Origin of the sequence: Streptomyces oryzae (genome assembly GCF_017676365.1) — a bacterium.
GTDB classification, from domain to species: Bacteria; Actinomycetota; Actinomycetes; order Streptomycetales; family Streptomycetaceae; genus Streptomyces; species Streptomyces oryzae.
Genome location: NZ_JADKMA010000214.1, coordinates 1 through 12,902, shown reverse-complemented (window position 1 = coordinate 12,902; position 12,902 = coordinate 1). Strand labels below are relative to the sequence as shown.

General features: G+C 71.4%; 6 protein-coding genes. 2 read left to right on the top strand and 4 right to left on the bottom strand.

What is annotated here, in order from left to right:
- Positions 1 to 318 precede the first annotated feature (318 nt).
- Positions 319 to 2,847 (top strand): glycosyltransferase, encoded by a 2,529-nt coding sequence (locus ITI46_RS29430; RefSeq protein ID WP_209242968.1) that lies wholly within the window; start codon positions 319 to 321, stop codon positions 2,845 to 2,847.
- Here the strand turns inward: ITI46_RS29430 and ITI46_RS29425 are convergent.
- A complete protein-coding gene (locus tag ITI46_RS29425; RefSeq protein ID WP_209242967.1) occupies positions 2,805 to 5,153 on the bottom strand; it encodes a hypothetical protein in 2,349 nt (782 codons plus the stop codon). The two genes, ITI46_RS29430 and ITI46_RS29425, sit on opposite strands and share 43 nt — an antisense overlap.
- A gap of 220 nt (positions 5,154 to 5,373) precedes the next feature.
- On the bottom strand, positions 5,374 to 10,458 hold the full coding sequence (locus ITI46_RS29420) for an NAD-glutamate dehydrogenase (protein ID WP_209242966.1): 5,085 nt from the start codon (positions 10,456 to 10,458) through the stop codon (positions 5,374 to 5,376).
- A 433-nt stretch (positions 10,459 to 10,891) separates the two neighbouring features.
- On the opposite strand from ITI46_RS29420, the gene ITI46_RS29415 reads away from it, so the two are divergent.
- Complete coding sequence (locus ITI46_RS29415; protein ID WP_209242965.1) at positions 10,892 to 11,449, top strand: DJ-1/PfpI family protein; 558 nt, start codon at positions 10,892 to 10,894, stop codon at positions 11,447 to 11,449.
- An 11-nt stretch (positions 11,450 to 11,460) separates the two neighbouring features.
- On the opposite strand, the gene ITI46_RS29410 is transcribed toward ITI46_RS29415, so the two are convergent.
- Both ITI46_RS29410 and ITI46_RS29405 read right to left on the bottom strand, forming a co-directional pair.
- On the bottom strand, positions 11,461 to 12,138 hold the full coding sequence (locus ITI46_RS29410; protein ID WP_209242964.1) for an HAD family hydrolase: 678 nt from the start codon (positions 12,136 to 12,138) through the stop codon (positions 11,461 to 11,463).
- An 83-nt stretch (positions 12,139 to 12,221) separates the two neighbouring features.
- Positions 12,222 to 12,737, bottom strand: coding sequence for a DUF6912 family protein (locus ITI46_RS29405; RefSeq protein WP_209242963.1), 516 nt, complete (start codon positions 12,735 to 12,737; stop codon positions 12,222 to 12,224).
- Between the last annotated feature and the right edge of the window lie 165 nt (positions 12,738 to 12,902).

Genomic DNA, 12,902 nt, shown 5'->3' with positions numbered 1-12,902 from the left:
CCCGCCCCTCCGGCCCCACCTCCGCGGAGCTCCCCGTCTCCGGCCCCGCAGCGCGTGGCTTGCCGGACGGCGCCGACGTGGGTACGCCGCCGTCGACGGGCGCGCCGTTTCCGCCGCCCGGTCCGGCTGGGTCGATGATCTTCGAGGCCATTGATCTGACAGTAAGTGCGGCTTGTTCCCATGCGGTCGCGGCATGCCGCCGCGGGGTCCGAATGAGGGACATACGAGTGTTAAGAACGCATCCCCTCTCCTTTCACGCCTCAAATAGTCGGAGGAAACCGGCTGCACAGAGGCTGCAGAGAGAAGGGGAAGCCGCGGATGAAGATCGTGTTCCTGCTGGACAACGCCTACGGAATCGGCGGGACGATCAGGTCGACGGTGAACCTCTCCGGAGCGCTCGCCGACCGGCACCAGGTGGAGGTCGTCAGTCTCCGCAGATCGCGCCAGGACCCCGCGCTCGCTTTCGACCCGCGCGTCACCCTGACCCCGCTCATCGAACTGCGCAGCTCAGCGCCCGGTTACGACGGGGACGACCCGGACTTCCACCGGCCCAGCGAACGCTTCACCGAGGGGCGTGACCACTTCGAGCGCGGCATCGCCACCCGGCTCGGCGACCTGCGGGTGCGGGAACTGCTGCAGAACCTGGAGGCGGACGTCGTCATCGGCACCCGGCCGAAGATCAATGACTATCTCGCCGCGTACGGCACCGACCGCTACGTCCGTATCGGGCAGGAACATCTGACCCACGCGATGCACAGCGGGCACATCCGCAGCCACCAGGACGCCGCCCTCGCCCACCTGGACGCGTTCGTCACCGTTTCCTACGCGGACGCCGCCGCCTACCGCGCCGCCCTCCCCGAGGTGCGGACCGAGATCGTCTGCGTACCCAACGCCGTGCCGGCGCCGCGGGTCGAGCCGTCCGACGGGCAGGCCAAGCTGATCGTCGCCGCCGGCCGGCTCATCAAGGTCAAGCGCTACGACCGGCTGCTGCGCGCCTTCGCACTCGTCGCGGACAAGCACCCAGACTGGTCGCTGCGGCTGTACGGACGGGGGCCGCAGCACGACGCGCTGCGGGACCTGCGCGACGAACTCGGCCTCTACGACCGCGCGTTCCTGATGGGCGCCCACTCCCCCATCGAGACGGAGTGGGCGAAGGGCTCCGTCGCGGCCGTCTCCTCCGACGCCGAGTCCTTCGGGATGACGCTGGTGGAGGCCATGCACTGCGGCGTCCCTGTGGTCAGCACCGACTGCCCGTACGGGCCCGGCGAGATCATCGCCAATGGCAAGGACGGACTGCTCGCCCCGCTGGGCGAGGACGAGGGCGCGACCGTACGCGGCTACGCCGACGCCCTGCTCCACCTCGTCGAGGACCCGGCCCTGCGCACCCGGATGAGCGCGGCGACGCTGGAGAAGGCGGCCCGCTACTGCCCGCAGCGCGTCGCGGGCGAGTACGAACACCTGATGGCCCGGCTGCTCGAGGGCCGCCCGGGCGCCGGTGCGGGGGTGACCGCCTCGGCGGGGCCGAAAGTTTCGGCGGGCCCGAACGCGTCGGCGGGCGCGCCGCGTTCCGAGCCCGTTGCCGCCCCGTCCAGTGGCCCAGCGGCCCCAGCAGCCCCGTCGGCCCGTCCAGCACCGTCCGCAACATCGGCGCCGTCCGCGCCCTCCGCGCCCTCCGCATCGTCAGCCAACCAGCGCAGCAGTGGCGGGCGGGCGCGCGTCGTACGCACCGCGCGCCGCCTCGTACCCCGCGCGCTCATCCCCCTCCTGCGCCCCCTGGCGCGCGCCCTGCGCCTGCGCCGGGGCGGAGGCGCCCGGGGGCATGGCACGGCCAAAGGGCTGCCGCGCCCGGTCGCCCACGTACGGGTCGAGAGGGACGGCGCCTTGCTGGTCCGGCTGCGTGCCGACTCCCTCCCCAGGAGCGCGGCGGTGCTGGCGCTGCGTCCCCGGCACCGGGACGGCGCTGAGCCGGTCCGGGTCCCGGTGCCGCCGCGCGAGCAGACGGGAGCGGACGGCTGGGCCGAACTGCGGCTGAGCCGCGCCGAAGTGGAGCTGTTCGAGGCGCGGTGGGACGCCTATGTGGAGCGCACCTCGGACGGCGGGAGCAAGCGGGTGAAGGCGGCCATGGTGGAGACGGCGCGGCTGCTCACGCTGCCCCCGCCGGTCACCCCGGACGGCACGGTGCAGCCCTGGATCCCGTACACCACCAGCGAGGGCCATCTCGCCCTCCGCGTCTGGTCCCGCGCCCGGCATGCCGAGGTCACCGCGATCGAGCTGGGCGAGCACGGTTTCAGGCTCACCGCGCGGCTGTACGGGACCGGCGGCCCGCAGCCCCCGCTGTCGCAGCGGACCGTGGAGCTGTCGGGCGGGCCGTTGCTGTTGGCAGTGCCGCGCGACGACCCGCGGCAGGCGTTCGAGTTCCCCGGCCGCCAGGAAACCGCCGACCCCGACGGTTCGGCGGACGGGAGCGTCACCGTACGGCTGGAGCTGCCGTTCGATCTGCCCGCCGCGTTCGCCGACGGCTCGCCCCAGGCCGTGTGGGATCTGTGGCTGCGCCCCGGCCTCGGCCCGGAACGGGTGCGGCTGGGGCGGCTGCTTGGGGATCTCGCCGACCGAAAGAAGACGGACGTCACCCCGCCCGCCCGGCTGGACGGGACCGACCAGGCCGTCCAGCTGTACTTCTCGGTCAACAACAACCTCGTCCTGAGTCTGCGGACCGTCACCTCGCGCACGGCGGAGCCCACCGCCGGGCAGGGTGCTGAACCCGCCACCGGACAGGGCACCGCGGCCGCGGACGCGCAGAGCGCTCAGGGCCGCTCGTCCTCCCCCAGCGCCTCGGCCGGCGCCTGACCCTGCTCGGTCTCCGGCTCCGGTACCGGGACCGGCCCCGACTCCCCTGTGGGGCAGTCGGCAGCCCGCATGCGCTGCTCGCGGGCGGCCGCCTCCCGCGCCAGGGCCTGTACCGCGCGGTTGAACCGGACGAGGGAGGGCGGCTCGGCGGGACCGAGCAGCCTGACCTTCAGCGCGGCACGCGCCGGAGCCAGTGTGTCCTCTTCCGGGTGACGTACGGAGTGCAGCAGCTGCGGGATGCCCGAGCCGTCCGGGCCCAGGATCGTCGCCGCGCGGACGGTGGGACAGGCGGTGCGGAAGCTGTCGTCGTCCATGCCGCTGGTGTTGGCCACCGCGTACGGCTTCTCGCTGCTGAGGTAGTCGGAGACGACGGAGGAGACGTCCGAGACCAGCACATCGGCCTCGTTGAAACAGCTGTAGATGCCGGGCCGCGAGCCGGTGATCACGCGGTGCCCCCAGCAGGGCTTCGCCGCCCAGTACGCCTCCTCCCACACCCGCAGGGCCTCCGCCGCTGCCTGGGCCCGGCCCGGCTCGGGTGCCGTCTGGCGCAGCATCCGCTCCACCTCGTCGGCGTGCCGCCCGACGTCGGCGCGGGTCAGCGCCCTCAGTTCGCGGGCCGCATCCTCCAGCGCCGCCACGGCTTCCGGGCCCGGCTCCTCGCCGTCCCGCCGGGCGTCGGCCTGCCCGGCTGCGGCCTGCCGTTCGATGTCGGCTTCTCGTTCGGCGTTGGCCTCCCTGACCAGCGCGCGGATCCGCTTGTCGGCGGCGCCGGCCCGCGGGTCGATGGTCCCGGTCATCGGGTGCGGCTTGTACAGCAGCCGTACCTTCGGGTCCGCCAGCAGCGCCCTGACGATGTTCTCGCCCGCCATCAGCACCGAGGTGTTGCCCGGGTCGTCGGTGAAGCCCTCCCAGGTGGGGGCGTAGAGAACGGTGAGGTATCCGTTGCGTTCGCCCGCGGTCCGGGTGCCGGCCGGCTGGATGGGCGCCAGCTGCGGGCGGCCGACCTCCACCACGTCCTTGTCCTCGACTCCGATGTACGCCTGCGCGTACCGCTCCCGCGCGGCTTCCCCGGCGACCCACACCTGGTCGTACGCCTTGGCGTAGGGGTTGCAGGAGGAGAGCTTGTCGGACTCGCCGTGGTTGATGAAGGCGTGCTTGAGGGTGGGGATGCGCAGCACCTGCGCCGTCTTGCCGGAATTGGCCGGGTGCAGCAGCACCTTCAGCGTGGAGTGCTCCAGTCGCATCAGATGCGTGACCTTGGGGATGCAGACGACCGGGATGTCGGTCGCGTCGATCTTCTGCACCATGCACCGCTCACGCAGCACGATCAACGGCCGCCCGTCCAGCTGCGCGAGAGTGCTCAGCCACATGTTCGCCTGATACGCGGAGGACGCGCCGCCGGAGAAGTACATGCCGACGGTCGGCCCGTACTCCGCCAGCCACTGGTCCAGCCACGCCAGCGCCTCCTCCTCGCCGACCAGCTGTTTGCCGGGCAGCAGCCAGGTGGCCAGCCACCCGGTCCCGGCCAGCACCCCGGCACAGCAGCACCAGATGAGAGCCTGCGCCCACACCAGGTCGCCGGTGACTGCGGCAGCGCACATCCCGCCCGTCGTCAGCACCGATACGGCCGTCAGCCGCACCGTCGACCGCTTGACGAACAGCGCGGGCGGCGCCGTGGACAGGCCCAGCGCCGAGGCGTCGATGTTGCGGGTGACCACCGGCAGCCGCCGCCGGGTACGTACCGCGCCCGCGACCGCCTGGCAGCAGAAGTGCAGCGCCCAGCACAGCATCACGGCCCCCAGCAGCACCGCGCCGGTCCCGCCCGGGGGCAGCACGTCCAGCCTGCCGAGACCGCCGAGCAGCAGCGCGTCCCGCAGCATCTGCCGCGCGGGCGGGTTGAACTGAGCCCGGCGCAGCTGCCACGTCATCTTCCGCGCCCTGGAGGGCATCAGCACCTCGGTCAGCAGACCGAGCGCGGCGCCGAGGACGACGAGCGGGGCGTGCGCGTCGACGATGCCGGCCACCTGGAGCAGGTAGCCGGCGGCCAGCAGCACCAACGCCGCTGCCGATTTCGACCTTCGCCGGGCGAGGGCGGTGCGGCGCTGCCGCTGCAATGCGGCCTCGATGTCCTCCGCCTCGGCCTCGTCCTCCCTCTCACCTCCGGCCGCGCCTTCGCGGTTGCCGCCCTCTTGCACCGGGTCGAGCACAAGGGTGTCGGCGACGTCCGGCGCCGCCGCGCCGGTCTGCTCGTTTGCGCGGCTGCCGTCGTCGTTCGCGTCGTCCACTCCGTCTACCAGCGCACCCACACTTCACGGTAGGCAGCGCCGGAGTCGTCCGTCGCGCGGCAGAGGGCCAAACGCGTGACCGCCGCCGGTGCTGATACCGGCGGCGGTCTGCGGGTTGGCTGTGGCTTGGGGGCACCCCCTGCTCGAAGAGCTTGGGGGAGCCGTTCCCCGCGCCCCTTACGGGGCACGGGGAACTGCTGTGCTTGCCAGCCCCCACGCCGGGCGCCCCGGAGTCAGACGCTCAGCGGTTGCTCCGCAGCAGCGTCCGCATCGTCCGCATGGCCACCGACAGGTTCGCCAGGTCGAAGGTCTCCGAGGCCTGGATCTCATCGAGGGTGGCCCGGGCGCGGACGAGGATGGCGTGGTTCTTCTCCTCCCACGCCTTGTACCGCTGCTCCGTGGTCGACGCACCGTCGCCCGCGGCCAGCACATCGGCCGTCAGCAGCTGGTGCGCCGCGTACAGGTCCTCGCGGATGGAGGAGCGGGCCATGGACTGCCAGCGGTCGGCGCGCGGCAGCTCGCTGACCCGGCCCTGGAGCTGGGTGATGCCGAGCCGGTGGGACAGGTCGAAGTAGACGTCGGCGACGTCCATCAGATCCTTGCCCGTACGGCCCTCGACGGCCACCACGTCCAGCGCGGAGAACGCCGCCGCGGAGCCGGCGATGCGCAGCGCCAGGTCGGCGGGGACGCCCGCGCCCGCGAGCTTGTCGTAGACCCGCTGGTGCCACTTGAGGTCGTCGCCCTTGAGCAGCTGGGGCAGCTGGGCCCACACCTCCTCGACCCGGCTGGAGAACAGCTCGATGGTGTCGGCCACCGCCAGCGGCTGCGGACGGTTGTTGAGCAGCCAGCGCGTACCGCGCTCGACCAGCTGCCGGGAGCGCAGCCGGATGTCGGTCAGCACGCCTGCCGCGACCTGGTTGTCCAGCGACTCGGCCTCGTCCCAGATGTCGCCGAGCCGGAAGATGGCGCGCGCTGCGGTGTGGGCGCGCACGATCTCCTCCGTCGAGGCGCCGGACTCCTCCTTCATCCGGTGCACGAACGTCGAGCCCGAGGTGTTGACCGTGTCGTTGACCAGCAGCGTGGTGATGATCTCGCGGCGCAGGGCGTGGCCCGCGATCTGCTGGGCGAACCGCTCGCGCAGCGGCTTGGGGAAGTAGGCGTACAGCAGCCCTTCCAGGTAGGGGTCGTCCGGCAGCGAGGTGCCGATCAGCTCGCCCGTGATGTTGATCTTGGTGTACGCCAGCATCACCGCGATCTCCGGCTGGGTCAGCCCCTGGCCGTTGCCGCGCCGCTCCCTGATCTGCCTATCCGAGGGCAGGAACTCCAGCGACCGGTCGAGCTTGCCCTGCTTGGCCAGCGCCCGCATCTGCCGCTGGCTGGCCAGCAGCAGACTGGGGGCCTGGGCGAGCGAGTTGGCCAGCGCGGTGTTCTGCGCGTAGTTGTTGCGCAGCACCAGCTCGCCGACCTCGTCGGTCATCTCGGCCAGCAGTGCGTTGCGCTGCTTGACGGTCATGTCGCCGTCGGCGACCACGGAGTTCAGCAGGATCTTGATGTTCACCTCGTGGTCGGAGGTGTCCACGCCGGCGCTGTTGTCGATCGCGTCGGTGTTGATCCGCCCGCCGTTCGTGGCGAACTCGATCCGGCCGAGCTGGGTGCAGCCCAGATTGCCGCCCTCGCCGACGACCTTCACCCGCAGATCCTGGCCGTCCACCCGGATCGCGTCGTTGGCCTTGTCGCCGACGTCCGCGTCGCTCTCCGTCGACGCCTTGACGTAGGTGCCGATGCCGCCGTTCCACAGCAGGTCGACAGGTGCGCTCAGAATGGCCCGCATCAGCTCGGCCGGGGTCATCTTGGTGACGCCCGACTCGATGCCCAGCGCCTCGCGCACCTGCGGGGTGATCGGCACGGACTTGGCGCCGCGCGGGTGGATGCCGCCGCCCGCGGAGATCAGCTTGGGGTCGTAGTCCGCCCACGAGGAGCGCGGCAGCTCGAACAGCCGGCGGCGCTCCGCGTAGGAGGTGGCGGCGTCCGGGTCGGGGTCGAGGAAGATGTGCCGGTGGTCGAAGGCGGCCACCAGCCGGATGTGCTCGGAGAGCAGCATGCCGTTGCCGAACACGTCGCCGGACATGTCGCCGACGCCGACCACGGTGAAGTCCTCGGTCTGGGTGTCGTGGCCCAGCTCGCGGAAGTGCCGCTTGACGGACTCCCAGGCGCCGCGCGCGGTGATGCCCATGCCCTTGTGGTCGTAGCCGGCCGAGCCGCCGGAGGCGAAGGCGTCGCCCAGCCAGTAGCCGTAGGAGACGGCGACCTCGTTGGCGATGTCGGAGAAAGTGGCGGTGCCCTTGTCGGCCGCGACGACGAGGTAGGTGTCGTCCTCGTCGTGCCGCACCACGTCCTTGGGGTGCTCGACCTCGCCGGAGACGAGGTTGTCGGTGACGTCCAGCAGTCCGGAGATGAACGTCTTGTAGCAGGCGATGCCCTCGGCCTGCCAGGCGTCGCGGTCGGTGGCCGGGTCCGGCAGCTGCTTGCCGACGAAGCCGCCCTTGGCTCCCACGGGGACGATGACGGTGTTCTTGACCTCCTGCGCCTTGACCAGGCCAAGGATCTCCGTACGGAAGTCCTCACGCCGGTCGGACCAGCGCAGACCGCCGCGCGCGACCTTGCCGAACCGCAGGTGGACGCCCTCGACGCGGGGGGAGTACACCCAGACCTCGTACTTGGGGCGCGGCGCCGGCAGGTCAGGGATGGCCTGCGGGTCGAGCTTCATCGACACATAGGTGTGCGGCTCGCCGTCGGCGCCCCGCTGGAAGTAGTTGGTGCGCAGGGTGGCGTTGATGACGGTGAGGAAGGAGCGCAGGATGCGGTCCTCGTCCAGGCTCGCCACCTGGTCCAGCGCGCCGTTCAGCTCCTCCAGGATGCCGTCCGTCAGCTCGTGCCCCGCCCACCTGCGCGCCGGGTCCAGCCGGGCCTCGAACAGATTGACCAGCAGCCGGGTGGTGTGCACGTTCCCGCGCAGGGTGTCCTCGATGTAGGACTGGCTGAAGGTCGAGCCGGCCTGCCGCAGGTACTTCGCGTACGCCCGCAGCACCATCGCCTGCCGCCAGGTCAGCCCGGCGGACAGCACCAGCGCGTTCAGCCCGTCGTTCTCGGCGCGGCCTGTCCACACCGCGGAGAACGCCTCCTGGAAGCGCTCGCGGGTCTCCTCCTCCAGGCCGCGCCTGCCGTCCGGCATCCGCAGCCCGAAGTCGTAGATCCAGGCCTGCGAGCGGTCGGCGCAGCGCAGCTCGTACGGCCGCTCGTCCACCACCTCGACGCCCATCGCCTGCAGCCCCGGCAGCACCGCCGAGAGCGAGACCGGGCTGCCGGTCCGGTACATCTTGAACCGGCGCTCACCTGGGCCGGCGCCGACCGGCTCGTACAGGCTGAGCGAGAAGTCGTTCTCCTTGCCGCCCTGCACCAGCTGTTCGAGGTGCTGGAGGTCGGCGACGGCGGCGCGCGGCGAGAAGTCCGCCTTGTAGCCCTCGGGGAAGGCCCGCGCGTACTTCTGGGCCAGCTCGGCGGCCTGCTCCTCACCGCACTCGGCGACCAGGGCCTCGTTGAAGCCGTCCGCCCACGAGCGCGCCGCCTCGGCCAGCCGGGCCTCGATCCGCTCGATCTCCGCGTCCGTCAGCTCCGCGAGCTGGGCGCCGGGCTTCACCCGGATGACGAAGTGCAGCCGGGAGAGCACCGATTCGGTGTTCCACGCGGTGAAGTCGACGCTGGTGCCGCCCAGCTCCTCGGTGAGGATCTCGGTCAGCCGCAGCCGCACCGCAGTGGTGTAGCGGTCGCGCGGGAGGTAGACCAGCGCCGAGTAGTACCGCCCGTACTCGTCCTTGCGCAGGTAGAGCCGCAGCTTGCGGCGCTCCTGGAGGTAGAGGACGGAGGTGACGATGGACCGCAGTTCCTCGACGGAGGTCTGGAACAGCTCGTCGCGCGGGTACGTCTCCAGGATCTGCATCAGGTCGCGCCCGGCGTGGCTGTCGGGCGTGAAGCCCGCGCTCTCCAGCACGTCCTCGACCTTGCGGCGCACGACCGGTACCCGGCGCACCGACTCGGTGTAGGCGGCGGACGAGAACAGCCCGAGGAAGCGGCGCTCCCCGATGACGTTGCCCGCCTCGTCGAACTTCTTGACGCCCACGTAGTCCAGGTACGACGAACGATGCACCGTCGCACGGCTGTTCGCCTTGGTGAGCACCAGCATCCGGTGCTCCCGCGCCTTGGCCCTGGCATCGGCGGGCAGCCGGTTGAAGGACGGCGAGACCGGGTGGCTCTCCTCCGTGCTGCGCTGCGGATCGGCGCGCAGGATGCCGAGCCCTGTGCCGGGCAGCGGGGCGAGGCTCAGCTCCTCGCCGTCACCGGACGAGTCGCCTTCGCCGGCGACATCCAGCTCGTACTCGCGGTAGCCGAGGAAGGTGAAGTGGTCGTCGGCCAGCCAGCGCAGCAGCTCCCTGGCCTCCTCGATCTCCTCCTGCGGGAGCTCGTCGGTGGGCTCGCCGGGCAGCTCGTCGGCGATCTGCAGCGCCGCGCCGCGCATCTTCTGCCAGTCCTCCACGGCCTCCCGTACATCGGAGAGGATCTGGCGCAGATCGGCGGCGATCTGCTTGAGGTCGTCGCGGTCGGTCTCGCGGTCGATCTCGACGTGGATCCAGGACTCGACCAGCGCGTCGTGCGGCAGCTCGGCGTCCGCTGCCTCTTTGCCCTTGGCCTTGGCCTTGCTCTTGCCCTTCTGGCCGGTCCTGCCCTTGCCCTTGGCCTGGTCGCCCTCGGTGGCCCGGGTGTCCGGAAGCTGGGTGTCCGGCATCTGCGCGAGGTCTTCCCGGCCTGCCGAGATCACCTCCAGCAGCTTTCCGGTCAGATCCCGGCGGACCACCATCTGCGGGTGGATCACGGCGTGGATGCCGCGGCCCTGCCGGGAGAGCTCGTTGGTGACCGAGTCGACCAGGAACGGCATGTCGTCGGTGACGACCTCGACCACCGAGTGCGTGCACGACCAGCCGTTCTCGTCGATCGACGGCGAGTACACGCGCACGTTGGCCGTGCCCTGCGGCCGCTCCTCGGCGAGCCGGTAGTGAGCGAGTGCGCCTCCCAGGATGTCGACCGGATCGCGGTCGGCGAGGTCCTCCGGCGCCGTGTGCAGGTAGTACCGCTGGAGATACGCCTCGAGGGCCCCGTCCTGAGGCCCGTCCGGCCCCTGGACCGGGTGGCGCCCCTGGGCCGGGCTCTGTTCAGCCACCCGGGCGGCTTCCGCCAGCCGCTCGGCTTTTGCTTCATCCAGCTTGCTCTGCATGTCCTCTGGCTCCTGTCGCGCGCCGTTGCGTGACGTCGGGAAAATGAAGGCACGGCACCGGAATGACGCGGGGTCTCCGCTCGGGTCCGCCGCTGTGCCGGGAGAGACGACCAGCGGCGCCCCGCCCGCGGTCCTGCGGGGGGCGCTGCACGGAGGGGTGCCCGAGGGCGGATCCTCCGGTGGATATCGCGCTGATCACGAGGTAAGGCTATCGCCCCCGGGCACCCGGGTGTCATGGGCCTCGTTTGTACAGATAGCGAGTGCAATTTGTACGGATAGCAAACACGCCGAGATGATCTTCGCCGATCCGTCCAGCAGGGGAAGGGTCGGGGAATCCCTTGGCAAAGCGGCGATCGTGGGGCACGTTGCCACAGACGGTACCGGCGCCCCGGGCGGTTCCCGTCCGGGACGGCCCCCGGAAGGTGGAGGCAGCATGACGGCGAACATCCTGCTCGTGACCGGCGACGCCGCCGAGTCCCTCGAAGTGCTCTACCCCTACCAGCGGCTGCGCGAGGAGGGCTACACCGTCCACATCGCGGCGCCCACCCGCAAGACGCTGCGCTTCGTCGTCCACGACTTCGAGGACGGCTTCGACACCTACACCGAGAAGCCCGGCTACACCTGGCCCGCCGACCTCGCCTTCTCCGAGGTCGACCCCGGGCAGTACGCGGGCGTGGTCATCCCCGGCGGCCGGGCCCCCGAGTACCTGCGCAACGACCCGGAGCTGCGCAAGGTGCTCAAGGCCTTCTTCGACGCGGACAAGCCCGTCGGCCAGATCTGCCACGGTCCGCTGCTGACCGCCGCCGTGGGCGTACTGAGCGGACGCCGGGTCACGGCCTATCCGGCGCTGGAGATGGACATGCAGACGGCCGGCGCCGACTTCCAGGACGCCGAGGTCGTGGTGGACGGCCCCCTGGTCTCCTCCCGCGCCTGGCCCGACCACTCGGCCTGGATGCGGGAGTTTTTGAGGGTGCTGCGGGCTGCGGAGTGAGCCGCGCAGGGCTATGAGACCGCCAGCTCCTCCGCCCTCTCCACAGCTTCATGCAGCGTGTCGACCACCGGAACCCCCGCCTCTTCCAGGCTGGCCCGGCTGTGCGAGCCGCCGGTGAACAGCACCGCCCGCGCACCCACGTGCGCGGCGGCCAGTGCGTCGTCCACCGCGTCCCCGATCACCACCGTCCGGCCCGGCTCGACGCCGCTCAGCGCCGCGAGGTGCCGCACCATCTGGGCCGCCTTGCCGCCGCCGGACGGCCCGACCGAGCCGTCGATCCGTACGAAGTGCGTTTCGATCCCGTACGTACGCAGCAGCGGCAGCAGCTTCTCGTGCGGCGCCAGCGAGCACAGCGACTGGGTGTGCCCCGCCTCGTGCCGGGACGCGAGCAGCTCGGCGGCGCCCTCGGCAAGACCCGCGCCGGAGATCCGCGCCCAGTAGTGCCGGTGGAAGGTCTCGTCCATGATCTGCCACTCGCTCTCGGTGGGCAGCCGGCCGAGCAGCCGCTCGTAGAAGCGCGGCACCGGTACGCAGTACAGCTCCCGGTATCTCTCCAGCGTGATGGCCGGAAGACCGAGCTCGTCGAACGCCGCGTTCGTCGCTTCGAGAACCGTGTGAATGTCGTGCAGCAGCGTGCCGTTCCAGTCCCACACGATGTGTGCGGACTTCTGTTGTCGCCCCAAGACCATGCCTGAGACGGTAGGAGACGGCACTGACAGCGCGACACCGATTTCCGGCCGCCTCTGCGCAAGGAGACCGGTGAAGCCGCTGGTCAGCCGATCAGCGCCGGGATCTCCTGAGTCGCGAACCACAGCAATTCGTGGTCGTCGGCCCGCTCCACGGCCTGCTGTGCCTTCTCGTCACCGCTCAGCGCGGCCGGCAGCGCGCCGACGGCCGCTGTCACAGCGTCGACCGCGTCCTCCGCGTCGAGATGCACCGCCGCCGCCTTGGTCAGCGGGACCTCTGCGGTCAGCCGCACCCTGCCGACGGCGCCCTCGTCGTCCTCGGCACCGGCCCCCTCCTCCGCCACCTCGACGGTCGCGTCAGCGGCCTCCGCCACCACGACCACCCGGCGCCGCGCCGCCTCGAACTGGTCGCCCAGCAGCCGCAGTGAAGCGCCCGCCGCCTGCCGCAGCGCCGCGTACTCCAGCTCTTCCTCGTCCTCAGACCCCCACCACGCACGCAGCCCGGGGGTGACCGCATACGCCTCGACGGGCGCCGGCCCCAGCTCACCCGCACCGTGTGCCTCGCTCAGTGCGGGCAGGGTCAGGGGGACATAGACACGCATGGGCTGCCGCTTTCGTGTATCGCCGGGGACCGTATGCTCCGTCAGCATACGGGCCCGGCTCCCGCGTCGCCCCCGCCGTCCGCCCCGCAAAGCCGCAGGTGGAGATGGTGCCAGGTCAACGCGCGGCGCCCGCCTCCACCAGATAGGGGAACTTCCCCGGGGTCC

Excerpts from the sequence above, each read along its gene's own strand:
- ITI46_RS29430 (WP_209242968.1), top strand. The coding sequence starts at position 319 with ATGAAGATCGTGTTCCTGCTGGACAACGCCTACGGAATCGGCGGGACG.
- ITI46_RS29420 (WP_209242966.1), bottom strand. The coding sequence starts at position 10,458 with ATGCAGAGCAAGCTGGATGAAGCAAAAGCCGAGCGGCTGGCGGAAGCC.
- ITI46_RS29415 (WP_209242965.1), top strand. The coding sequence starts at position 10,892 with ATGACGGCGAACATCCTGCTCGTGACCGGCGACGCCGCCGAGTCCCTC.
- ITI46_RS29410 (WP_209242964.1), bottom strand. The coding sequence starts at position 12,138 with ATGGTCTTGGGGCGACAACAGAAGTCCGCACACATCGTGTGGGACTGG.
- ITI46_RS29405 (WP_209242963.1), bottom strand. The coding sequence starts at position 12,737 with ATGCGTGTCTATGTCCCCCTGACCCTGCCCGCACTGAGCGAGGCACAC.